The 23702-nt window shown below is 37.7% G+C and carries 17 protein-coding genes; 10 read left to right on the top strand and 7 right to left on the bottom strand.

Going from position 1 to position 23702, the window contains the following annotated elements:
* Window positions 1-69: 69 nt before the first annotated feature.
* Entirely contained in the window at window positions 70-582 is a 513-nt protein-coding gene (locus ASU31_RS21600; protein ID WP_057934336.1) for a glutathione peroxidase, read from the bottom strand.
* A 583-nt stretch (window positions 583-1165) separates the two neighbouring features.
* Between ASU31_RS21600 and topA the strand changes: the two genes are divergently transcribed.
* Complete coding sequence (gene topA, locus ASU31_RS21595) at window positions 1166-3727, top strand: type I DNA topoisomerase (protein WP_057934335.1); 2562 nt, start codon at window positions 1166-1168, stop codon at window positions 3725-3727.
* A 183-nt stretch (window positions 3728-3910) separates the two neighbouring features.
* Window positions 3911-4315, top strand: a complete 405-nt coding sequence (locus tag ASU31_RS21590; RefSeq protein WP_029274671.1) for a hypothetical protein — start codon at window positions 3911-3913, stop codon at window positions 4313-4315.
* 68 nt (window positions 4316-4383) lie between these two features.
* On the opposite strand, the gene ASU31_RS21585 is transcribed toward ASU31_RS21590, so the two are convergent.
* Window positions 4384-4806 carry a nuclear transport factor 2 family protein gene (locus ASU31_RS21585; RefSeq protein ID WP_057934362.1) on the bottom strand — a complete coding sequence of 141 codons (423 nt, stop codon included), beginning with the start codon at window positions 4804-4806 and terminating at the stop codon, window positions 4384-4386.
* Window positions 4807-5019: 213 nt separating this feature from the next.
* On the opposite strand from ASU31_RS21585, the gene ASU31_RS21580 reads away from it, so the two are divergent.
* The 4 genes from ASU31_RS21580 to pbpC all read left to right on the top strand — a co-directional run bounded on the left by ASU31_RS21580 (window position 5020) and on the right by pbpC (window position 14565).
* Complete coding sequence (locus ASU31_RS21580; protein WP_057934334.1) at window positions 5020-10611, top strand: alpha-2-macroglobulin family protein; 5592 nt, start codon at window positions 5020-5022, stop codon at window positions 10609-10611.
* A 150-nt stretch (window positions 10612-10761) separates the two neighbouring features.
* On the top strand, window positions 10762-11313 hold the full coding sequence (locus tag ASU31_RS27955; RefSeq protein WP_245224583.1) for a transposase: 552 nt from the start codon (window positions 10762-10764) through the stop codon (window positions 11311-11313).
* Window positions 11314-11424: 111 nt separating this feature from the next.
* Window positions 11425-12060: a hypothetical protein gene (locus ASU31_RS21570; RefSeq protein ID WP_157258181.1), complete on the top strand. Its 636-nt coding sequence runs from the start codon at window positions 11425-11427 to the stop codon at window positions 12058-12060.
* Window positions 12061-12183: 123 nt separating this feature from the next.
* Window positions 12184-14565 carry a penicillin-binding protein 1C gene (pbpC, locus tag ASU31_RS21565; protein WP_057934332.1) on the top strand — a complete coding sequence of 794 codons (2382 nt, stop codon included), beginning with the start codon at window positions 12184-12186 and terminating at the stop codon, window positions 14563-14565.
* 230 nt (window positions 14566-14795) lie between these two features.
* Here the strand turns inward: pbpC and ASU31_RS21560 are convergent, their stop codons facing one another.
* Together ASU31_RS21560 and ASU31_RS21555 are read right to left on the bottom strand one after the other, a co-directional pair.
* Window positions 14796-15488: a lysoplasmalogenase gene (locus tag ASU31_RS21560; RefSeq protein WP_057934331.1), complete on the bottom strand. Its 693-nt coding sequence runs from the start codon at window positions 15486-15488 to the stop codon at window positions 14796-14798.
* Window positions 15478-16695 (bottom strand): sterol desaturase family protein, encoded by a 1218-nt coding sequence (locus ASU31_RS21555; protein ID WP_057934330.1) that lies wholly within the window; start codon window positions 16693-16695, stop codon window positions 15478-15480. The genes ASU31_RS21560 and ASU31_RS21555 overlap by 11 nt, the downstream gene beginning before the upstream one ends.
* A 198-nt stretch (window positions 16696-16893) precedes the next feature.
* On the opposite strand from ASU31_RS21555, the gene ASU31_RS21550 reads away from it, so the two are divergent.
* On the top strand, window positions 16894-17244 hold the full coding sequence (locus ASU31_RS21550; protein ID WP_057934329.1) for a hypothetical protein: 351 nt from the start codon (window positions 16894-16896) through the stop codon (window positions 17242-17244).
* Window positions 17245-17249: 5 nt separating this feature from the next.
* On the opposite strand, the gene ASU31_RS21545 is transcribed toward ASU31_RS21550, so the two are convergent.
* Window positions 17250-17750 (bottom strand): very short patch repair endonuclease, encoded by a 501-nt coding sequence (locus ASU31_RS21545; protein ID WP_057934328.1) that lies wholly within the window; start codon window positions 17748-17750, stop codon window positions 17250-17252.
* Window positions 17751-18211: 461 nt separating this feature from the next.
* On the opposite strand from ASU31_RS21545, the gene ASU31_RS21540 reads away from it, so the two are divergent.
* Window positions 18212-18844, top strand: a complete 633-nt coding sequence (locus ASU31_RS21540) for a phosphatase PAP2 family protein (protein WP_057934327.1) — start codon at window positions 18212-18214, stop codon at window positions 18842-18844.
* Here the strand turns inward: ASU31_RS21540 and ASU31_RS21535 are convergent.
* Complete coding sequence (locus ASU31_RS21535; protein WP_057934326.1) at window positions 18841-19437, bottom strand: Crp/Fnr family transcriptional regulator; 597 nt, start codon at window positions 19435-19437, stop codon at window positions 18841-18843. The genes ASU31_RS21540 and ASU31_RS21535 overlap by 4 nt on opposite strands.
* 221 nt (window positions 19438-19658) lie before the next feature.
* Here ASU31_RS21535 and ASU31_RS21525 point away from each other — a divergent pair, with 221 nt between their 5' ends.
* Window positions 19659-20324, top strand: a complete 666-nt coding sequence (locus tag ASU31_RS21525) for an HAD family hydrolase (RefSeq protein WP_057934324.1) — start codon at window positions 19659-19661, stop codon at window positions 20322-20324.
* A 72-nt stretch (window positions 20325-20396) separates the two neighbouring features.
* Here the strand turns inward: ASU31_RS21525 and ASU31_RS21520 are convergent, their stop codons facing one another.
* A complete protein-coding gene (locus ASU31_RS21520) occupies window positions 20397-21569 on the bottom strand; it encodes an aldose epimerase family protein (RefSeq protein WP_057934323.1) in 1173 nt (390 codons plus the stop codon).
* Between the two features lie 393 nt (window positions 21570-21962).
* Between ASU31_RS21520 and mgrA the strand changes: the two genes are divergently transcribed.
* Window positions 21963-22952 carry an L-glyceraldehyde 3-phosphate reductase gene (gene mgrA / locus ASU31_RS21515; RefSeq protein ID WP_057934322.1) on the top strand — a complete coding sequence of 330 codons (990 nt, stop codon included), beginning with the start codon at window positions 21963-21965 and terminating at the stop codon, window positions 22950-22952.
* The last annotated feature ends 750 nt before the right edge of the window (window positions 22953-23702 follow it).

Raw genomic sequence — 23702 nt, 5'->3', positions numbered from 1 at the left:
AAAAGGCGGAAGGTTTAAGAACCGGAAGGAAAAAACCTTCTACCTTAGAACCTTCCGCCTTCCCGCCTCTTATAGGTTCTTTACAATCGCTTCGTCAGTAGGTTTTGTTTTAGAACGGAAACGGTGTACTAATTCTCCTTTTTCATTAATTAAGAATTTCTCAAAGTTCCATTTAATATCACCTTGCTCTTCCGTATTGGTTTGAGAAGTTAAGTACTTAAACAATGGACTGATATCATCACCTTTAACACTGCTTTTCTCGGCAAGCAAAAACGACACATTGTATTTTCCTGTACAAAATTCTTTAATCTCTGCATTGGTAGAAAACTCCTGTCCGCCAAAGTTACCCGCAGGGAAACCAATTAATACTACCTTTTTGCCATATTGCTTTTGAAGTTTTTCTAAATCTTCATACTGTGGGGTAAAACCACATTTAGAAGCTGTGTTAACAATTAAGATTTTTTTGCCTTTAAATTTCGATAGTTTAATTTCTTTACCATCAATGGTTTTAAAGCTGAAATCGTAAACATTTTTTGGTGGAGATACCAATAAGTTTAATAGGATTAAAATTGTGCTGATCATCGTTGTTTTATTTTTATATACGAATATAGGCACAAATAGATTGTGCCAACGTAACGTTGTTGTAAATTAAATGTAGCAAGTTAGGTAAGATAACTAGTTAATAAAACAAACAGTGAGCATGATTTGAAAATGGAAGCAGGTATAAGCGTCTTTTTTGATTAGGAAATTGAGGGCAGTGGTTCTTGGCGGTTTACGGCCCCGCTATCGCTTATAGTCCTCTCCCGATGAAGAATCGGGATCCGGGCTATTCCGCTCTATCAGGTTTAATTAACAAAGTCAGTTGTTCTTTTGTACCTTCAGTCTGACACAGCGCTATTAAAACCTAAATAGCAGCATTAGCCATGCCACCTAAACCCGACCGAAGTGAGATGCCGATTTTTCATCGGCAGAAACGGGGGCGGGACCAACCCTAGCCTAATAGCAAAGGAATTGCTTTTCAAAAACAAAAAATATTAAAACCACATTAAAATCAACCTATAAACCAACATATTTCCTTTGCAATTAATAAAAAAATTGTATTTAATTCTATTCATGTTTTGATTTATGCTTTAATTATAGCTTTATTTGCACAAAAACGTATTTCATGGCCAAAAATTTATTAATCGTCGAGTCACCCGCAAAAGCTAAAACTATAGAAGGCTACCTAGGCAAAGATTTTCTTGTAAAATCTAGCTACGGCCACATCCGCGATTTAGTTAAAGGTGATATGGCCATTGATATCAAAAATAATTTTGCGCAGACATACGAAGTACCCGCCGACAAGAAAAACATTGTCGCCGAGTTAAAAAAACTAGCTAAAGAAGCCGAAATGGTATGGTTAGCGTCCGATGAGGACCGTGAGGGGGAAGCTATTTCCTGGCACTTATTCGAAACTTTAGGCCTAAAAGTGGAGAAAACAAAACGCATCGTTTTTCATGAAATTACCAAACCAGCAATTTTAAAAGCTATCGATAGTCCGCGAGGAATTGATTATAATCTGGTAAATGCACAACAGGCACGCCGTGTATTAGATCGTTTGGTGGGTTTCGAACTTTCTCCTGTTTTATGGAAAAAGGTAAAACCATCATTATCTGCAGGTCGTGTACAATCAGTTGCTGTACGTTTAATTGTAGATAGAGAAAGAGAAGTTTTAAACTTTAATGCAGCTGCTGCCTATAAAATTACTGCTCAATTCTCTACCGGCAAAGGAAAAGAAATTGTAAAAGCAGAATTGCCACAGCGCTTCGAAAATGAGGCTGATGCTGAAAAATTCCTTCAAGACTGTGTAAATGCCAGGTTCGATATTACCAGTTTAGAAACAAGGCCGGCAAAACGTAATCCTGCAGCCCCATTCACCACTTCAACTTTACAACAAGAAGCTTCCAGAAAATTAGGATTTTCGGTAGCCAGAACCATGCAGGTTGCACAAAGGCTGTACGAAGCAGGTAAGATTACCTACATGAGAACAGACTCTGTAAACTTATCAGAAACGGCATTAAATGCCGCTGCCGCCGAGATTAAATCTGCTTACGGCGATAAATACCACCAACACCGCGTTTATAAAACAAAATCGGCCGGTGCCCAGGAAGCTCACGAGGCTATCCGCCCTACTTATTTCGACAGACATAGTGTAGATGGCGACATTTCAGAAAAACGTTTGTACGATTTAATCTGGAAACGTTCTATCGCTTCACAAATGAGTGAAGCATTATTCGAAAAAACAACTGCTCAGATCACCGCCTCAACCCGAAAAGAACACTTAGTTGCTGAAGGTGAGGTCTTAAAATTTGACGGTTTCTTAAAAGTTTATCTGGAATCTACTGATGATGAAGAAAACGAAGAAAAAGAAGGTGGTGCAATTTTACCTCCATTAAGCAAGGGACAGGAACTATTTTTAAAAGAAATGCAGGCAACAGAGCGTTATTCGCGTCCGCCAGCAAGATATACAGAGGCCAGTTTGGTTAAAAAACTAGAAGAACTGGGCATTGGCCGCCCGTCTACTTATGCACCAACCATTTCTACAGTACAAAACCGTGGTTATGTGGTTAAAGAAGATAGAGATGGCAAACAACGCAAGTTTACTTCTATCATTTTAGCTGATGGACAGGTAAAAAAAGATATAAAATCGGAAATTACAGGTGCTGAGAAATCAAAACTCTTCCCTACCGATATTGGTGAGGTAGTAAACGATTTCCTGGTAGAACATTTTAAAGGTATCGTCGACTTTAACTTCACTGCAAAGGTGGAGAAAGAATTTGATGAAATTGCGCAAGGTTTACAAGAGTGGACTAAAATGCTGCACTCGTTCTATAATCCATTTCATACCGAAGTAGAAACAACGCTTGAAACGGCAGAACGGGCCACTGGCGAGCGCTTATTGGGCTTAGACCCCGCTACTGGTAAAAATGTATATACCAAGGTTGGTAAATTTGGGCCATTGGTTCAAATTGGAGAGCTTGATGAAGAGGAAAAACCCCGGTATGCCAGTTTGATGCGCACGCAATCTGTTGCAACCATTACTTTAGATGATGCGCTGGAGCTGTTTAAACTCCCTTTCCAACTCCCTGATTTTGAAGGCAAAGAAGTAATGATTGGTGTTGGCCGTTTTGGTCCATACGTTAAATGGGGCGAAAGTTTTATTTCCCTTCCTAAAAACGAGGAGCCTTTATCGGTTACTTATGAAAGAGCAGTTGAAATTATCCGACAGAAAATGGACGATGATGCACCTATTGCCTATTACGAAGGTTTAGGCGTAACAAAAGGCAAAGGCCGCTTTGGTCCGTTTATTAAATGGAACGATCTCTTCATCAATATTCCAGCAAAGGGATACGATTTCGACAATTTAACACAAGAAGATATTAATACCTTAATCGGCAAAAAAGTAGAAAAAGAGGCCAACAGATACATTAAAACATGGGATGCTGAAAAAATTTCTATCGAAAACGGACGTTGGGGACCGTTTATCCGTTTTGGCAAGTTGATGCTTAAATTAAGGAATAACGAGTCTACCAAACAAAAATATACACCAGAAGAATTGGTTGATATTGATCTGGAAGTGGTTAAGAAAATGATTGTAGAGCAGGTGCCTAATGCTTTCGAAACGAAGAAAAAAGCACCTGCAAAGAAAAAAGCCCCAGCTAAAAAGGCTGTAGCAAAGAAAAAATAAGCTAGGATTTTTGGATTGCCAAGATAAAATTTGGCAACCCAAAAATCCATATTGTCATCCTGAGCCTGTCGAAGGACATACATATTGTATCAACAGGATCAATGTGACGGTTAATTAAAGAATTTAGCGGCTCGAGATGAAGCCCGCTTAGTCAATAATTCATTTATTCAATAATTTCAAAAATTGAAAGCAGATTTACCAGAAAATACAGTTGAAGATATCGCAATGGCCGTTGTATTGATGGGCGAAACACCTGAAGTAAAAAGCTGGACGGTTTATCTCGTTAATTTAAAAAACGAACCGATAACCAATGTTTTAATCAGCTCTAAAGGTTATGGTGAAAAAGACGGAAAGCAAGTAAAAACTTCTGTTTTAAGGCACTTTGTAGGCGACATGGAAGCAAATTCTTTTGCAGGAGTGGAAGCTATAGATCCTGAAGTTTTCGGCTTAACTAATGAATATTGGTTAAGCTATTACATTGGCAGCACCATTTACGACAAAAAATTCATTTTCTTGCCCGAAAGCATCATCGATTCCAATATGATCAAGATTCCGCTGGTAAACAGGCCTGGGGTGATGATAAAGTAGTCATGAGTCTTAAGTCCTCAGTCTAGCGTCTTTGACTACCGACTTAGGACTCAAGACCAGGGACTCAACTAAGGCACCTTAACCGCTTGTCTTCCAATTAATTTCCAGCCCGACTTTTCTTTACTCCAGATTAAAAGAATATACAATTTCACATTTCCAGGAATATTTTTATCATTTGTTTTGGCGTTTAGTGTATGACGAACCAAAGCTGTTTTGTTCTGAATAATAACAGTCTGATCAGTTAAATTAATATCCACAAAATCAGATTCTCCAGAAAGTAACGAATGCATAAATTCCTGCTTGGTTTGAATCTTTCCACTCGAATGCCCATAGCTCAGGTTATTCAAAATTATTTTATCAAGCGACAAACTATCCGGTGTAACCATCAGTTTGGTTAATTTGCTTACGGCATCCTCTACTTCTGTTTTTTGGGCAAAACAAAAACTGGTCGAAATTAACAGGCTCGAAAAAATCAAGAGTTTCTTTATCATATCTGGTTGTATTGGGGTTAATGTTGTAAACTTATCCAAAACCATGCAAAGGAACAAACCCTAAGCGTTAATTTTCAACATAATTTATTTTAACGTGAATTTTAGTTAATTTTCGGATGATTTATAGGGTTTCGGTTGCAAAGGACAAATTGCGGCACATCTATTGCTTTTACCGCACCATTATATTTCCATTTATCTTAACGAACTTCAACCATGGAACAACCATCTACCTACCAATCTTCCTCTAAAAAGAAATTTATCTTCATCGGATTGCTTGCTGTTTCTATAGCGGCAATTGTATTTATCTATTTCAACAGAAAGAAAAAAAATCATGAAGAAAATCAGGCTTATGCAAAATATATCGAAGCCTATACTTCTGGAACCATTTCCAAAAAGAGTTTTATCAGAGTTCATTTAGCCAATGCGGCAACAGGTATGCAGGATTTGGGCAAAGCAGATTCACGCGAACTTTTCGACTTCTCCCCTTCTATCTCGGGCAAAACCTATTGGATAGATCCACAAACGGTTGAATTTAGACCTGATGAAAACCTCAAACCCGGCAAAAACTACGAAGCTACATTCAAACTTTCGGAAGTTTCTGCCACAGAAAAAGGCCTTGAAGATTTCGACTTTGAGTTTAAAGTAATTACCCCAGGGATGATGCTTTCTCAAAACGGATTGGTTTCGCAGAACAATACTGCAATGGATTACATGAAATTAACCGGCGAAGTGGCTACTGCAGATGTGGAAGAAACCAGCAAAATAGAGAAAACGATTTCTTTAGATTTTGACCAAAAGTTAAAAATCAAATGGCAGCACGATCCGGCAAAAAATACTTCAAAATTCACTATCGATAGTATAAAAAAGACTGGAAACGATCAAACTTTAAAAATAGACTGGGATGGCGATGCCATTGACGCAGAACAAAAAGGAGAAGTAGAAATCCGTGTTCCGGCCATAAATAAGTTCGAAATACTGGATATGAAGGCCATTCAGGGCGAAGAAGATTATGCACTGGTGCAGTTTTCTGAACCCATTGGTGTTGGGCAGGATTTAACAGGTATGATTACGCTCGGTAACCTGAGCGACTTAAGGTATACCATTGATGCCAGTCAGGTTAAAGTTTATGCTGCCGAAGAACTTAAAGGCAATTATACTTTAAGTGTGAATGCAGGAGTAGAAAACATCAATGCGAAAACACTTCCAAACGGTAAAGTAGCCAATCTAGTTTTCGAGGATAAATTACCATCGGTTACCATTGCAGGTGCGGGTACGATCTTACCTAACTCCGGAAAGTTGGTTTTACCTTTCGAAGCGATTAATTTAAAGGCTGTTGATGTTACGGTGATCAAAATTTACGAAAACAACATACCACAGTTTTTTCAAACTAATAGTTATAAAGATGGTAACGAGTTGCGTAGAGTGGCGAAACCTATTTTGCAAAAAACGGTACGATTAGATGAAGACAAGGCACTTAACCTCCATAAAAAGAACCGTTTCACGCTTGATCTTGATAAAATGATCCGTACCGAGCCAGGTGCAATGTATCGCGTTACCATTGCTTTCAGACAGGAATACAATGCCTACAATTGTAAAACCGGGGAAGAAAAAGCTGACGGTAGTGATGAAGAAGCCGAGTATGGAGATTACGAAGGTTATGGTGAAAAAATTGATGAAGACGATGATTTTTGGCAGCGCTACAATAATTATTACCCGCCAAATTACAGGTGGAATGATAAAGACAATCCATGTACACCATCTTTTTATACCAACCAGCGCTGGGCCAGCAGAAACTTAATTGCTTCAAATATTGGCTTGGTGGCCAAACGTGGTAACGACAACAGTATGCTTATTGTTGCAACAGACTTATTGACGGCAAAACCATTAAGTGGTGTAAACCTGGAGTTGATGGATTACCAGAAACAGATCATATTCACTACTAAAACTGATGGTGATGGTTTTGCAAGTTTTGACCTGAAACGTCAGCCTTTCTTATTGATCGCTAAAAATGGCTCAGAACGCGGCTACCTTAAATTAGACGATGGAAGCTCGCTTCCGTTAAGCCGCTTCGATGTAGGCGGCGATGTAGTTCAAAGTGGCTTAAAAGGCTTTATTTATGGCGAGCGTGGTGTTTGGCGGCCAGGCGACAGTTTATTTGTTTCTTTCGTGCTGGAAGATAAACTAAAAAAACTGCCTGCCAATTATCCGGTAACCATGGAATTCTATAATCCAAAAGGTCAGCTTTACAAAAGATTGATCAATGGCAAACCTTTAAATGGATTCTACACCTTTAAAACCGCTACTGAAAGTACAGCACCTACCGGTAACTGGATGGCGAAAGTTAAAGCAGGTGGCGCTACATTTACCAAAACCCTAAAAATCGAAACCGTAATGCCAAACCGTTTGAAAATTGATTTCAACGTTGGTAATAGAACATATTTAAGTTCGGGAACCTCAGCCGCTACCCTATCGGCCAAATGGCTATTCGGTGCCGTTGCACAAAACTTAAAAGCGAAGGTTGATGTAAACTTAAACACTACTGAAACTAAATTTAAAGGCTTTGAAGGTTTTAGTTTCGATAACCCAACGGTTAACTTCGAATCGCAGGTTAAAACCATTTTCGAAGGCACTTTAAACCAGAACGGTACAGCTCAGATTAACACCAACCTCAATGAGAATAATACTGCTCCTGGCGTGTTAAGAGCCAACTTTACGACCAAAGTTTTCGAGCCAGGAGGTAATTTCAGCATCGATAATTTTAGTATACCTTATCATGTATATAGCAGTTATTTGGGTATCCGACCAGAAAAAGGCGACCGTTTGAGTGGCATGCTGGTTACTGGTAAAGCGCATAAAATCGAAATTGTAAATGTAAATACCGATGGAAAACTGTTAAGCGGAACCAAAACCGTTCAGGTAGAATTATATAAAACACAATGGCGTTGGTGGTGGGAACAGGATGATCAATATACCTACGCCAACTTTACCCAAAACCAGTATAATAAACTGGTAGAAAGCCATCAGGTAAACTTGTTCAACGGAAAAGGAAGCTGGAATTTACGCGTTGATGAACCAGAATGGGGCCGTTATTTGATTTTGGTACGCGATGTAAATGGTGGGCACGTTACCGGAAAATCTGTTTATGTAGATTGGCCAGGCTGGGCACAGCGCGAACAGGGCAGCAATCCAACTGAGGCGTCTATGTTATCTTTCACTGCTAATAAAGAAAAATTTACCGTTGGAGAGGATATTACCTTAACTATCCCAACAGGTAAAAATGGAAGGGCATTAATTTCTATTGAGAATGGAAGCCGGGTATTAAAAACCTTCTGGGTAGATACCAAAGCCGGACAAACGCAATTTAAGTTCAAAGCTGAGAAAGAGATGGCGCCTAATGTTTTTGCCAATATTACTTTATTACAACCGCATGCACAAACGGTTAACGATTTACCAATTAGAATGTATGGTGCTATTCCACTTTCGGTTGAAGATCCGCAAACCATCCTAAAACCAACCATAAAAATGTTGGATAAAATCAAGCCTGAAACCGAAAACACCATTACTGTTGGTGAGCAGAACGGCAAAGCAATGACTTATACCATTGCCCTCGTAGATGAAGGTTTATTAGATTTAACACGTTTTAAAACACCTGATCCACATGGGGCATTTTATGCCCGCGAAGGTTTAGGTGTAAAAACATGGGATTTATTCGACTATGTTTTAGGGGCTTGGGGAGGAAATTTAGAACGCATCTTAAGCATTGGTGGTGATGGTAGCATCAACAAGAACTTAAATCCAGCAAAAGCTAACCGTTTTAAAGCGGTGGTTAAATTTATGGGGCCATTTACCATTGGCAAAGGCGAAAGTAAAACACACAAATTTAAATTACCTCAATATATTGGTGCGGTAAGGGCTATGGTAGTTGCCGGACAGGATGCTGCATATGGTTTTACCGAAAAATCAGTTCAGGTTAAAAAGCCGCTAATGGTTTTGGCTACTTTGCCAAGGGTTATCGGTCCGGGAGAAAGTTTCACCTTACCGGTAACCGTTTTTGCTACAGAAAACAATCTTAAAAATGTATCAGTGCAACTCCAGGCAAATAATTTAATTGTTCAAGGTAGTAACAAACAGCAGCTTTACTACAAACAAACAGGTGAGCAAATGACCTATTTCGAAGTGAAAGCACCCAACACAGTAGGTATTGCCAAAGTAAAAGTAATTGCACAAAGTGGAGCTGAAAAAACAGTTTACGATGTAGAAATGGATATTAGAAATCCAAACCCATATGTAACCAATGTGGTGTCTGCAACGGTTCAGCCGCATACTAAATGGGCTGTAAACTATTTGCCAATCGGTATGACGGGTACAAATTCAGGTTCACTCGAGGTCTCTTCTATTCCTGCGATTAACCTCGGTAAAAGATTGAGTTACCTCATCCAATATCCACATGGCTGTATTGAGCAAACTACTTCGGGTATATTTCCTCAACTCTTTTTGGATAGATTGAGTCCGTTAAATGAACAACAAAAAGCCACAACAGAGAAAAACATTAAGGCTGGGATAAATAGGCTAAAAGGTTTCCAAACTACAGATGGCGGTTTGTCGTACTGGCCTGGCGAAGGTACTTCTGATGAATGGGGAAGCAATTATGCCGGACACTTCCTGGTTGAAGCACAAAATGCAGGTTACACCCTTCCTGTTGGTCTTTTAGATGAACTGTTGCGTTTTCAAAAATCAAAAGCGGCAAATTGGGCACCAAACAGCAATAATTTTTACGGTGGAGATTTGTCTCAGGCCTATCGTTTGTATATGCTTGCATTAGCTAAAAAACCTGAAATGGCAGCAATGAACCGTTTAAAAGCTTTCGAATATTTATCAGTTGCTGCAAAATGGCGATTGGCAGCTGCTTATAAACTGGCCGGACAAAATGATGTTGCTCAAAATATGATCAGAGGTTTAGATACATCCATTCAGGCTTACAAACAATTGGGTGGAACCTATGGCTCTGATGTACGCGATGAAGCCATGATTTTAGAAACTCTTACCCTACTCGGGCAGAAAGCAAAAGCGGCGAGTTTACTACAACCTTTAGCTGCTAAACTTGGCGAAAACACCTGGTACAGCACACAAACGACCGCTTATAGTTTGTTGGCTATTGCCAAATTCTGTGGTTCAAACCAATCGGCAAATAAACTGCAATATCAGTATGTATTGGATGGAAAATCAGCACCCGTAAATTCAAATCAATACATCAACAGTACGCCTGTAAGCTTTAAAGGAAATACGGCTTCTGTTACCAATAACGGCAATAATGTATTATTTGTCCGTTTGGTTTTAGAAGGACAGCCAATTGCTGGTCAGAACAATTTTTTACCAAACCGACCAGAGGTATTGGATATGAGCGTGGCTTACAAACGTTTAAACGGTAAAGTTTTAGATCCAACCACCTTAAAACAGGGAACAGATTTTTATGCGGAGGTAACCGTAAAAAATCCTGGGCGAATGGGTTATTATGAACAAATGGCGCTAACACAGATTTTCCCTTCAGGTTGGGAAATTATCAATACCCGCGTGAACGATAATCAAAGTATTTTAGCCTCATCTCCTTTTACTTATCAGGATATCAGAGATGACCGTGTTTTCACCTATTTTAATGTAAGGGAAGGTGAAAGTTTAGTTTACAAGGTATTGCTTAACGCATCTTATCTGGGCAAATATTACTTATCAGCCGTTCAATGTGAAGCGATGTACAATAATGATATTTCGGCAACTGAAGCTGGCAAATGGGTGCAGGTTGTGAAGTAAGGGATTGGTGTAAATTGCTAATGGTTCGTGGAGACACGAACCATGGCATAAAGTTTATTTCAAAGCCTCGGTTCGTGTCTCCACGAACCGAAACTTGAAAAAATACAGCCAGTCCACATTTGTATCTCCATAAACCGAAATTTAATGACAATGGATAAATTATTTGAAGCCAGAAGAAAGAATTACATTGAAATCGGACAAATTTACTTTTGGACAGCAACGATAAACAAATGGCAAAAATTATTGTATAGAAATGAATTTAAGGATATTATATTGAATTCATTTGAATACCTAAGTAGATTAAACAAGATTGATGTTTTCGCGTTTGTAATTATGCCTAATCATATTCATACCATATGGAGAATCAATGAATTAAATGGGAAAGAAACAGCACAAGGCTCATTTTTAAAATACTCAGCACATGAGTTCAAAAAACTATTAAGTCCAAATGAGCTCAGCAATTATCATACAAATTCCATTAATAAAAATTATGAATTTTGGCAAAGAGATCCTTTAGCAATACATTTATACACTCCAGAAGTTGCATATCAAAAACTGGATTATTTGCATAATAACCCCTGTACGGAGCATTGGCAATTAGCAACAGAACCAGAAGATTATTTGTACTCATCAGCTTCCTTTTACGAAAAGAACAAAACTAATTATTCGTTTCTAAATGATTTAAGATTAGAATTTTTATAAACACATAAGTGGTTCGTGGAGACACGAACCATGGCAACAGCAAAACAAAATATTGGTCGTAGCGTCTCGCTACGACCAATCGAAGAATATACAAAACAGAAATCAACCCGAATGAAAATTATATTTACAATTCTTGTTTTTTTTATTCCTTTATGTTCAATTGCACAAAAAACCGCAATTGTATCCGACAGTAACTACCAGATGGGATATGTTTACCTTAAAGGAGCGTTTAAACCAAAAGTACTTGCCGAAAACGACTTAAATTTTAATCTGTTAACTTATTTGACTACTTATTTAAATAAAAAAAATGTTGAAAATAAGGAATTAGAAAATTTTGACTTTAAAGAGCTTGAGTATTTTTCTCAGCGATATAAATATAAAAAAATGGTTGCCTATGCTGAAGATTTCTGTATTAAAAATAACCTGGATCAGATTATAATTATCAGAACAAAAAATGCCTACACCTTAGCAGATCCTATGCAAATGTTTTTTGGTTTCGATCACGATTTTGGCATTGCAACATTGAGCATGTATGATAAACGACCGATGTTGTTCTATAATTTTTCGATCATCAGGTATTTAAAAGGAAGTAATGATTTTAAAGTACTCCTGGAGCCTGGCTACAAAAATCAAAAATTCGATGATGTGGTTTTTGATAAAGAAAACTACAAACTTATAAACGATAAAGTTTTAATCCATTTTCAGCCCGTTTTTGAAGCCATATTAAATAAGGCGCTTTATAAATAAATTTATAAAGCGCATAATCCTGTTTGTAGCGCTCGTATCTAGTTATAGCGTCGTGCTACGACCTTCGAAAATAAAAAATAATAAACGCCTTAACGAGGCGATAAAACCAGCGTTAAAAATTAAATGAATAAAATCCCAAAAGCATTCTTCATTTCCGACTTCATCTGTTTTGCCCTGCTTTTGGCTTTTCTTTTTTCGTTACCCTCTAAACTGTTTAAAACACCTACATCGTTTGTAATTGAGGCCAGCAATGGCAATTTATTAAGCGCAGCAATTGCCAGCGATGGACAATGGCGATTCCCTGTCGCAGATAGTGTTCCCGTAAAATTTAAGGATTGCATTATTGCTTTCGAGGATAAGCGGTTCTATAATCACTTTGGCATTGATTTTTTAGCCATGAGCAGGGCTATGCGTCAGAATTGGAAAGCTAAAAGTGTGGTTAGTGGCGGTAGTACATTAAGCATGCAGGTAATCCGTTTATCGCGAAAACAAGACCGAACGCTTTGGCAGAAATTATTGGAAGTGATTTTAGCTTTACGTTTAGAAATAAAATATTCAAAAGAGGAAATTATAAGCCTCTATGCGGCAAATGCACCATTTGGCAGTAATGTTGTGGGCTTAGAAGCGGCAAGTTGGCGCTATTATGGTCGCAATGCCAAAACCCTCTCATGGGGCGAAATGGCAACATTGGCTGTATTGCCCAATAGTCCTTCTTTGGTTCATCCGGGTAAAAACTCGACAAGATTAATTAAAAAAAGAAACGATTTATTAGATAAGCTGGCTAAACTAAAATACATCGATCAGGCAACTGCTAATTTAGCTAAGCTAGAACCCGTTCCGGGCAAACCTATGCCTTTGCCCCAGAATGCGCCGCATCTGTTGAACCGTTTTAAAACAGAACGAGCAAGTCTTGAAATCCCCTCAACCAGAATTACTTCTACGCTGGATGAAAATATCCAACTAAAGGTTAATGCCATATTAAAACGGTACAATAACCGTTACCGGTCAAACGATATCAACAATATTTCGGCCTTGGTACTCGATGCCAGAACTGGTCAAGTAGTAAGTTATGTGGGTAATATCTATCAGCCAGAAAATGCCGGCCTGCAAAGCCACGTGGATATGATTAAAGCGCCACGAAGTCCTGGCAGCACCTTAAAACCTTTGCTTTATGCGAGTATGATGAATGATGGCTTTATATTGCCGCATACGTTAGTTCCCGATATTCCAACTCAAATAGCGGGTTATTCGCCTCAAAATTATGACTTGGGCTATGATGGTGCCATTGCTGCCGATAAAGCGCTGAGCCGCTCCTTAAACATCCCTGCAGTAAAAATGCTGCAGCAATACAAATATGAACGTTTCTACGATAAACTAAAAAAACTGGGAATAGGAACACTTAACCAGCCGGCAGATCATTATGGTTTGTCGTTAATTTTAGGCGGTAGCGAAGTTACAATGTGGGATCTGGCCAACACCTACATGGGCATGGTGCGCACATTGAACCATTTCAATACTTATAAAGGTTTGTATAACCCTGAAGATTATAAACCTGCTAGCTATTTCAATAGCGAAAATAAAGATGAAAAAGATTATCAACGTACTTCCTTTTTAGACCACGGCTCGATTTGGGCTACTTTTAATGCAATGGAAGAGGTAATGCGACCAGGTGATGAAGGTTTATGGGAACAATTTTCTTCATCGCAAAGAGTTGCCTGGAAAACAGGAACGAGTTTTGGTTTTCGCGATGCCTGGGCCGTTGGCTTAACGCCAAATTATGTAGTTTGTGTTTGGGTGGGCAATGCCGATGGAGAAGGAAGACCTGGTCTGGTGGGGATTGAAGCAGCTGCTCCCGTTCTTTTTGATATTTTTAGGTTACTGCCTAATGGAAAATGGTTCGAAACACCAGCTACCAAACTTAAAAAGATAAAAATATGCAAGCAGAGCGGTTATAAAGCGGGAGAATACTGTACAAATGTGACAGAAGAATTAGTGCCGGTTGCAGGAGAGAAAACTGCCGTTTGTCCTTTCCATAAATTGGTTCATTTGGATAGAACAGGCACTTTTAGGGTTACCGACCAATGCGAAAGCATAACCCATATGCAACACAAAAGCTGGTTTATTTTACCGCCAGCAATGGAGTATTATTACAAAATAAAGAATAGCGACTATAAATCCCTCCCTCCTTTTAAAGATGGCTGCGACCTTTCTGGCGGGAATAGTGTAATGGAGGTAATTTACCCCAAAAACAATGCAATAGTTTACATTCCCTTGGAACTAAATGGAACAAGAGGCAAAATTGTGATTAATGCAGCGCACAGAAATTCGAGTTCTAAAATATATTGGCATATTGATAATGAATATGTAAGCACTACTACTAATTTTCATCAATTGGCCATCAGTCCGCCGCCTGGTAAACACACCTTAACCCTGGTTGATGAAAATGGAGAAAGGCTGGTGCAAACTTTTACGGTTTTAGACAAAGAAAAGAAAGGTGGAAAGTAGAGGGTAATAAGGTTGAAGGTTTAGACGCTCAAACACTAACACCGTTTTATATTTTGCTTGTTTCAACTGTGTAAAGTTCCATAAAACCTGATCAAGTGGTAACGCTTTTTAATCTCCAGTAACTTACCTTTTTAGTGCAGCATTAAAAAGATTGGAACGAGAGCTGGACTGCTGCAACCGATTACCAAAGAAACCTGCTTTTCTAAAATTAAATGGCTTACGTAAATCTGTTATACTTCAGTTCTTGTAACCACTAGCTGCCGCGAAATTGTTCCATAAACAATCAGATACTGTGCAATCATGTAGGTTGCCATAATTAAAGCCCCGCTTTGTGGAATGGGCTGAGCGAATTTATTCACGGCCAACACACTGTCTGACAGTAAGAAAAACAATGCGCCATACAGAATGAGTTTAAAGCTGAAAATATTCACTTTCCCATATCGGTTAACAGCCATAATAGCCATAACCGTGATAATAATGGCATACATTAAAACGGGGAACTGCATTGCTCCTAGTTTTGGCTGCAGGTAGAAAAACAAACCCGAGCAAAAAATGGCAAATGCGCCAACAGCCCACAAAAAATAAGGCGTTTTGTGGTTAGGATTTGATCTATGATCAAGTGTAAATGCCCTAATGTAAAAAATATGGCAGACTACAAAGGCGATTAACCCGTATATAAAAAAAATTGGTTTACCGCTTTGAAACATTAGTAAAATATCACCAGCCCAAGCAAAAATTAATCCGATGAAAATTCTCTTATGGAAACGCCCTTTCAAGTTTGTGCTGATATAAAGCCATACCAGAAGTACCACCACAATTAATGGCTTAGAGAAATTTCGGAGCTCAATATTATTGGCATATTCGGCATATAGCTGAATTACAAATACGAGGAAAAATATAAATGAAAATAGCTTAGTCTTCATCAGGGTTGGGATTTGCCTTTTGCAAATTAAAAAACCAAATTACGGATATTAACTGGATAGCCATAAAAATTACCTGGTATCCGACCGGAAATTTCAAAAATAAAACCAACAAAATACCAAACAGCAGTCTAAAATACTCAAACCTAATTTGCCATGCCTTTTGTTCTAGTAATGCACCACACGTAATTAATGTGAATATGGTAAAAATAGCTCCTGACACTAAAGCGACGGTTTCCATTTTATGATAAGAAAACAATATTGCAGAACCTGCAGTTAAAGCAACTAAAAACTGAATCAGGACGTAAGCCGTTAACTTTGATTGATATGCTGGATTATATTTTTTATAGGTTTCAACATTTATTTCAGGCGCATTTTGAAATCCACCCAGATGTGCTGGAAACCAGCCAGGAGGTTTAAGAAAAACTTTAATTTTATCACTGAATTTAGGTGATTGCTTTGCCGTTTTAACCAGATCATCCCAATAATGAAGGTTTGCCCAAATGGGATTCCAGCTGGCCAAAGGTTTGGTGATACCATAATAAACCTCTTCTTCTTCTTTCTGAAAAGTACCAAAAAAACGGTCCCAGATAATCAATGTACCTGCGTGGTTTTTATCGATATATTTTGGATTAGAGCCGTGGTGTACCCGATGATGTGATGGTGTATTTAAAATATACTCTAAAAAACCCATGCTTTTAATGGCTCTGGTATGAATCCAAAACTGATACAAAGTATTGAAAGAACTTAGTGTTAAGAACATGATTGGATCAAAACCAACAAATGCCAATGGCAGGTAAAACACCCAGCTAAACCAGCCCTGAAACCAGCTTTGCCGTAAAGCTACTGTTAAATTATATTCTTCTGATTGGTGATGTACAATATGTGCTGCCCATAAAGCATTTACTTCGTGGCTCATCCGATGAAACCAATAATAGAAAAAATCGACGCCTATAAATAGCAGTATCCACACCCATATTGTTTTGGGTAATTCAAATAAACGCCAGTGTTCAAAAATATATTTGTAACCAAAAAACAATGCGGTTTTCATAAAAATCCCGGTGAGCTGCTGCCCTATACCCTGACTTAAATTGGCAATACTATCATTAAGCCGATAATAATTTAGTTTTTTATAAAAATTATAGGCCAATTCTATTCCGATCAGAATAAAAAAAACGGGTACAGATAACGCAATGTAATCTACTTTCATATAAACGCGAAGAAAATATTTGGCTAGCAATATTTACCTTACAATTTAGAAAATTTTCATGTTAACATAAAATCTAATTCATGTAATATTTGTGCTTGTTTGGTTTTAATTATTGATTTCTGTCAAATTCACCTTACCTTTGAAACGCTAAACTAATGCTTTTGGCGTTATTAAATTTTCATTTAAATCATCCCATCTATGAAAAAGTTATCTCTCCTTCTTTTGCTTATTGCTCCGGCATTTTACGCAAAGAGCCAAACTTTAGTGTTAGCCAAAGATGCCGCCCAATATGTAGGTAAAAATGTAACTATTTGCGACTCGGTTTATAGTGCAAAAGCTTTAGATAAATTAACCTTAATTAACTTAGGCAGTGCCTACCCAAAGGAGCTAATCACCGTGGTCATCAATAAAGAAGATCAGAGTAAATTCCCTTCAGAACCTTCGAGTATGTTTATGGGGAATAAAATCTGCGTTACGGGAATTATATCTGATTATAAAGGCAAAAAACAGATTTTAGTTACCGATCCGAAGCAGATTACCGTAAAATAAACAGCCTAATCATCTAACTGCGGTATTATTGCCGCTTTAGCCGCCTCAATATAGAGTAAAACCTGATTAACACAGGCAGTTAAACTTTCTTTTACCTCGTGTTCCCAAAACCGCATTACGGTATAACCTTGAGCATGAAGCTGTTGGTTAACATCTTTGTCGCGTTGGATATTTCGTTCAATCTTCGGTATCCAAAAACCCGAATTTGTTTTTAAGGCTGATTTCTTTTCATCCCATTTGTAACCATGCCAAAAATCGCCATCTACAAATATGGCGAGCCTGTACTTATTGATAACCAGATCGGGTTTGCCAGGGAAATTTTTAGGATGGATTCTGAACCTAACTTGTTTGCCCCAAAGTGCCTTGCGTAATTTCAACTCGGGCAGGCTATTTTTTGCCCTAATTTTAGACATGTTCTTACTCCGTTGTGCTGTGGTGTAAAAACCAGCACTTTCTTCAAAGCGGGGGACTTTAATATCCTCATCTTTATATGGTTTAGGCTCCATACCAAAGAAAACCAAGAACAGGTATAAATTGTTTAAAAAATTGGTGACAGAAAGGGGCGATATTGATCAACCTAAGCACCTCCTCATTTAATAAAGGAGGGGGCTTCGGCTGGAGCGTTAATACAAAACGTATAATTTTTGAATAAATTGTCGAATGGAGTGCTCCTTCAGTTGGCAGGAAATTAATCCTGCCAACCTCGTAAGCATAGATATCCTTATTATCTGATTCGAAGATTAAAAATCATTTTAACATATCATAACGGATTATACAGATAGGCGTATTTCCTTGATGAATCGTTTTATTTCCTTGATGAATATTTTCGGTCTTGTAGTTTTTCTTATACTTAAATTTAGACTTTCACAGGTTTTGATCCTCAAATCGCATCCATTTCTAAAAAGCTGAAACTTTTTGCATCTATTGGCATAAAATCCATAGTTTTGGTTTTAATCAACCTATACCTATGCTTTTAAAACGAAATACGCTAATTTTTATACTCATTTCATTGATTGCTGCATTTACTTGTTTAAGTTTTTTTATTGCACAACATCCCATACTTGATTTTGATATTAAAACTTCGTTGTTTATGCAGCAATATCATGCAGATTGGTTAGATAAATTGATGTTGGCCATCAGTTTTTTTGGAGAGCTCCCTTATTCGTTACTTTCGGTGGTAGTGGTAGCAATCATATTTTATCAACAAAAGTATAAACGCGAAGGCCTATTCGTTTCAATGGTACTATTGTCTGGATTAATTATCCTGGGTATAAAAAATGTGATTAACCGCCCACGCCCTACTGCATTTTATGTACGACTGGTGGAAGTAAATCGGTTTCAGAGCTATCCCAGCGGGCATGTACTTTCTTATACCCTCTTTTTTGGCTTCTTAATTATTTTGATGAATACATTGAAAGACGTACCGAAGTTAACTAGAAATATAGTAACTTATTTATCAGCATTTTTGATGATCGCCATTGCCCCATCCCGAATTTATCTGGGTGCACATTGGTTTACCGATACAGTTGGTGGTTTTCTGTTAGGCTTAATTTGCCTTTTCCCGCTATGCTATTTTTACTTCAAAAAGAAAGCAAGTTAATTCTTTTCTTTCTTTCTGATCCTGCTTAAAGTTTCGATTCGCATCCCCAGGTAGCTGGCCAAAAATTTTAGAGGAACCCTAGACTTTATGTTAGGATACCCGATTTTAAACTGTTTGTACCTGATTTCTGCTGAAGGGATTCGTGATAAAATAGATCGCTCTTGCGACATGTGGTAATGTATGGCCAATAATTTTCTAGCCAAAATGTTGGTTTCAGGAAACTGTGCGTATATGTCGTCAATAAAACGATATGGGAGTATAAGCAGTTCTGAATCTTCCAGTGCCTGATATTGTTCCTGATAAGTGGGGATAAGCGTTCCCGGATTTCGAATACTACCAACAAGGTGATTTTCGTCTGTTAACCAGGCGGTAATATCTTTTCCTTCATCCATTACAAAAGCCCGCACTAAGCCTTTAACAATAAAAAATAAACAATCGCTACCGACATCACTAAGGTTAGGTAAAACCTCATTCTTACGCACAAAGATTTTGAATGTTTCGGTTTTTACCCGCTCAATTATTTCTTTTCTTAATGGCTGCAGCTCATTTAAATACTTAATAAGAGGATCACTTTCATGATGGGCAGCAGTCATAATATTTATCTGGGGTTTTAAAACTATGCAAGCTATTGCTTGAATACCGGATTTCCAAATATGGAAACGTGTGTGACAACCAAAAAATTACAGGTGTGGAAAATTTATTTTTCACATTATCCGTTTCCGGCACCACTTTGAGGAATAAATTATTAGTTAAATTTTCGCTTTGATAATTATATTTTAACTTAATCATAAAAAAATCTGATAATTTTGCCGCCATGACGAATAATAAACCCAAAGCTTTTCTTTTCGATCTTAATGGAACCATGATTAACGATATGGCTTTCCACAATCATGCCTGGCATAATATACTTACAAAAGATTTAGGAGCAAGTATTAGCTTCGATGCGGTTAAAAAACAGATGTATGGTAAAAACCAAGATCTGTTAGAACGTGTTTTTGGTATTGGTCATTTCTCTCAGGAACAGATTGATCAGATTTCTATCGAAAAAGAGCATAGATATCAAGCTGCTTATAAAAAACATTTAATATTGATAGCAGGTTTAGACAATTTTTTAGAAAAAGCAAAACAATCAGGCATTCAAATGGCAATTGGCTCTGCTGCTATTCCCTTTAATATTAATTTTGTACTCGACAATTTAAATATCCGTTCCTATTTTAAAGCCATAGTAAGTGCCGAAGATGTGGTAAATAGTAAACCCGATCCGGAAACCTTTACTAAAGGGGCTGAAATTTTAGGTGTTGAAGCCAGCCAGTGCATCGTTTTTGAAGATGCACCAAAAGGTGTTGAAGCAGCACAGAATGCCGGAATGAGATGTGTTGTGTTAACAACCATGCATACTAAAGAAGAATTTGCAGCTTACAACAACATTATTGCTTTTATAGAAGATTATACAGATCCCGTTTTACAAGAACTTTTCTAAATAAAAACGGCCTGCATTTCTACAGACCGTTTTTATTTTATCATTGCCAGGATATAGCGTTTACCAATACGATTATTTGGTAAATTTATATACCGAGCTTGTTTTATACACTTGCCCGGGTTTTAAAACCGTTGATGGAAAAGTGGGTTGATTTGGTGAATCTGGAAAATGCTGCGTTTCTAATGCAATTGCTGTTCTAAAATCATCTTTAGCACCAGTTTTAAAAGTATTTTTACTTTGCATAAAGTTGCCGCTATAAAATTGTAAGCCTGGCTCCTGCGTGTAAATATCCATCACTATACCCGACTTATCTCCTTTAACTGTAGCCGCGTGGAACATGCCCATCGCTTTGGTTTTATTTAGCACGTAGTTATGATCATAACCTTTCCCGAAAGTTAACTGTTCGTTTTTATCGTTTATACGGGCACCAATGGTAGTTGCTTTGGTAAAATCAAACGGCGTTCCCTTAACCTTTTCAATTTTCCCTGTCGGGATCAAGGTAGAATCAACGGGCGTGTACTCATCTGCATAAATCTGTACCTCGTGGTTCAAAATCTCACCGCTTCCATCACCATTTAAATTAAAGAATGCGTGGTTTGTTAAATTTACGATAGTGGTTTTATCAGTTTTAGCCTCATAATCCATTTTTAGTTCATTATCATCCGTTAAGGTATAAGTTACTTTAACATCTAAATTGCCTGGAAAATTTTCATCGCCATCTTTTGATAAGTAATGAAGCACTAAGGTATTAGCGTTTTGCTGAGTGGCATCCCAAACTACATATTGATAGCCTTTTTTGCCGCCATGAAGGGTATTCTGTCCGTTATTGGTAAACAGCGAATAGGTTTTACCTTCAAGTGTAAATTTACCCTTTGCTATGCGGTTGCCATATCGGCCAATAGTTGCACCAAAATAGGGCTCGGTTGATTTTTCGTAATCGTTAACACTTTTAAAACCCACTACCACATCAACTAACTTACCTTCTTTATTTGGTACCAATAAGCTAACCAGGCGACCACCGTAATTGGTAAAAATAGCCTCTGCATTATTCTTATTCTTTAAGGTATATAACGCTGTTTGTTTACTATCAATTTCCTTTTTAAAAGAATCGGCAACAAGTTTTACAACGGTTATTGAGTCGCCTTTTAAACTATCCGTTGATGAAGTTTTTTTGGATCCGGACTGACAAGACGTAAAGCCAATTACAGCTAGTACACCGAGGCTCGTTAATGATTGTAATTTCATAAAATGGGATATTTGGTTTAGATTTTTAATTAAGTTTTTAAATATAAGTATATCACTTAACTTTACAAATAAAACGATTTAGAAGAATTGAAATGCATATATTAAATAATAATTTACGCTAAACACCTGTAATGATACGATTTGTAGAAGTGGTGATAACGAAATGTAGAAAGATTAAAAATCTATGATTTATTTTTACTGTATTAATGAATTTATTTCGGGATCATTTTAAAAAGATGAACTAAGTACAAGATACTGAAACAGGTTTAGCGTGACGATTATCATACAGCTTAATTGAAATTCAGCGTTTTTACTTATTTGAACATAATATTAATCTAATGTCAATTAAAATCCAGTAAAACTGATTATTATTGCGGCAATCAAATCCCAAATATGAATCAAATCATTTCAACAGATCGTTACGACAAAATGCTATATCGCCGTTGTGGAAACAGTGGCATAAAATTGCCTGCAATATCGTTGGGTTTATGGCATAATTTCGGACATGTAAACGTTTTTGAAAACAGCAAAAACCTAATCTACACTGCTTTTAACAACGGAATTACCCACTTCGATTTAGCAAATAATTATGGTCCGCCCCCAGGTTCGGCTGAAGAAGTTTTCGGAAAAATCCTCCATGAAGATTTTAGGGGCTATCGTGATGAAATGATTATTTCAAGCAAAGCTGGATATACCATGTGGGATGGTCCTTATGGCGACTGGGGTTCGAAAAAATACCTGGTTTCTAGTTTAGACCAGAGTTTAAAACGCATGAAACTGGACTATGTTGATATTTTTTACCACCACCGTCCAGATCCTGAAACTCCACTTGAAGAAACCATGAGTGCCTTAAGTCTCTTGGTTCAACAGGGAAAAGCTTTGTATGTTGGTATTTCCAATTATAAAGCAGATGAAGCCAAAAAAGCAATCAAAATTTTAAAAGATAACGGCACTCCATGTTTAATCCACCAGCCTAAATATTCGATGTTCGAACGTTGGGTGGAGGATGGTTTACTTGATGTTTTGGAACAAAATGGTGTGGGTTGTATTCCATTTTCGCCATTGGCGCAAGGTTTACTTACCGATAAATATTTACACGGTATTCCTGCCGATTCGAGAGTAGCCACCAGTGGTATTTTCCTGAAAGAAAGCAATATTACGCCGGAGAAATTAGCCGTGATTGCCAAATTAAATGATGTTGCCAAATCGCGTGGGCAAAAATTAGCACATATGGCTTTATCGTGGATACTGAAAGACGATAGAATTACGACTGTTCTAATAGGTGCCAGTAAACCAGAGCAGATTACAGATTCAATTAAAGCTTTAGATAATATAAAATTTAGTGATACTGAAGTAAAACTGATTGATGAAATTTTGAGTTAAAAAAAATCGATTGTTGTTTCGACCGCAGTATTCCAAAGGAACTCCTTCGGAGGAGAAATCTTTGAACAATCCAATAAGCATAGTTCAAAGATTTCTCTTTCGACTTAACATCCTACCGTATGGACACATCTTTTGTTAATTCTAAAGTTGTTTTAACACACATTCCTAAGGCAATCGTCATGCTGTCCCGAATGTTCGGGATCAGCATCTTTCCAGCTACCAAAAGACATTTATTTCGAAAAAAATAATTACACTAACATTGACTTTTCCGCTGTTTGCCGCGGGGGCATGGTAGTTTTTCGCAAATCACATTGTTTTTATTTGTGCTCAAGAATGCTGGCGCATTTTGGGCGCCAATTACCCAAAACGCTCTGTCAATCCAGCAATGGGCCTTTTACACAATCCTACACACATCAAAAAAACAGCGGCACTTCGTTTAATCAGTTTTTGTTTGTGTTTTCTTTGGGCTGATTGAGCCCTTTGGGGTTTGTGTTCAATACTTATTTAAAGCTTTAAATTAGCGTTTATGAACACAAAACCACTGCGTTTAGGTTTGGCAGTACTATTTGTTCTTTCCTACAACTGTTTTTTTGATTTCTCGGGCCCTTGGGATTGACGACGTTCTTCGGTTAAAACAATGTGTTATTAAAGGAAGCTAGCAAAACGCCTAAAAGATTAACCTCAAAACGATGTGCTCACACAGTAGGATTTAACGCCGGGACTGTGCTCCAGTCGAAATGACAATTTATT

The organism is Pedobacter ginsenosidimutans (assembly GCF_001442625.1).
GTDB lineage: Bacteria > Bacteroidota > Bacteroidia > Sphingobacteriales > Sphingobacteriaceae > Pedobacter > Pedobacter ginsenosidimutans.
This window is presented reverse-complemented; position numbering and strand designations above follow the sequence as displayed.

Excerpts from the sequence above, each read along its gene's own strand:
- ASU31_RS21540 (WP_057934327.1), top strand. The coding sequence starts at position 18,212 with ATGCTTTTAAAACGAAATACGCTAATTTTTATACTCATTTCATTGATT.
- ASU31_RS21545 (WP_057934328.1), bottom strand. The coding sequence starts at position 17,750 with ATGGAGCCTAAACCATATAAAGATGAGGATATTAAAGTCCCCCGCTTT.
- ASU31_RS21600 (WP_057934336.1), bottom strand. The coding sequence starts at position 582 with ATGATCAGCACAATTTTAATCCTATTAAACTTATTGGTATCTCCACCA.
- mgrA (WP_057934322.1), top strand. The coding sequence starts at position 21,963 with ATGAATCAAATCATTTCAACAGATCGTTACGACAAAATGCTATATCGC.
- ASU31_RS21555 (WP_057934330.1), bottom strand. The coding sequence starts at position 16,695 with ATGAAAGTAGATTACATTGCGTTATCTGTACCCGTTTTTTTTATTCTG.
- topA (WP_057934335.1), top strand. The coding sequence starts at position 1,166 with ATGGCCAAAAATTTATTAATCGTCGAGTCACCCGCAAAAGCTAAAACT.
- ASU31_RS27955 (WP_245224583.1), top strand. The coding sequence starts at position 10,762 with ATGGATAAATTATTTGAAGCCAGAAGAAAGAATTACATTGAAATCGGA.
- ASU31_RS21550 (WP_057934329.1), top strand. The coding sequence starts at position 16,894 with ATGAAAAAGTTATCTCTCCTTCTTTTGCTTATTGCTCCGGCATTTTAC.
- ASU31_RS21585 (WP_057934362.1), bottom strand. The coding sequence starts at position 4,806 with ATGATAAAGAAACTCTTGATTTTTTCGAGCCTGTTAATTTCGACCAGT.
- ASU31_RS21520 (WP_057934323.1), bottom strand. The coding sequence starts at position 21,569 with ATGAAATTACAATCATTAACGAGCCTCGGTGTACTAGCTGTAATTGGC.
- ASU31_RS21570 (WP_157258181.1), top strand. The coding sequence starts at position 11,425 with ATGAAAATTATATTTACAATTCTTGTTTTTTTTATTCCTTTATGTTCA.
- pbpC (WP_057934332.1), top strand. The coding sequence starts at position 12,184 with ATGAATAAAATCCCAAAAGCATTCTTCATTTCCGACTTCATCTGTTTT.
- ASU31_RS21560 (WP_057934331.1), bottom strand. The coding sequence starts at position 15,488 with ATGAAGACTAAGCTATTTTCATTTATATTTTTCCTCGTATTTGTAATT.
- ASU31_RS21535 (WP_057934326.1), bottom strand. The coding sequence starts at position 19,437 with ATGACTGCTGCCCATCATGAAAGTGATCCTCTTATTAAGTATTTAAAT.
- ASU31_RS21525 (WP_057934324.1), top strand. The coding sequence starts at position 19,659 with ATGACGAATAATAAACCCAAAGCTTTTCTTTTCGATCTTAATGGAACC.
- ASU31_RS21580 (WP_057934334.1), top strand. The coding sequence starts at position 5,020 with ATGGAACAACCATCTACCTACCAATCTTCCTCTAAAAAGAAATTTATC.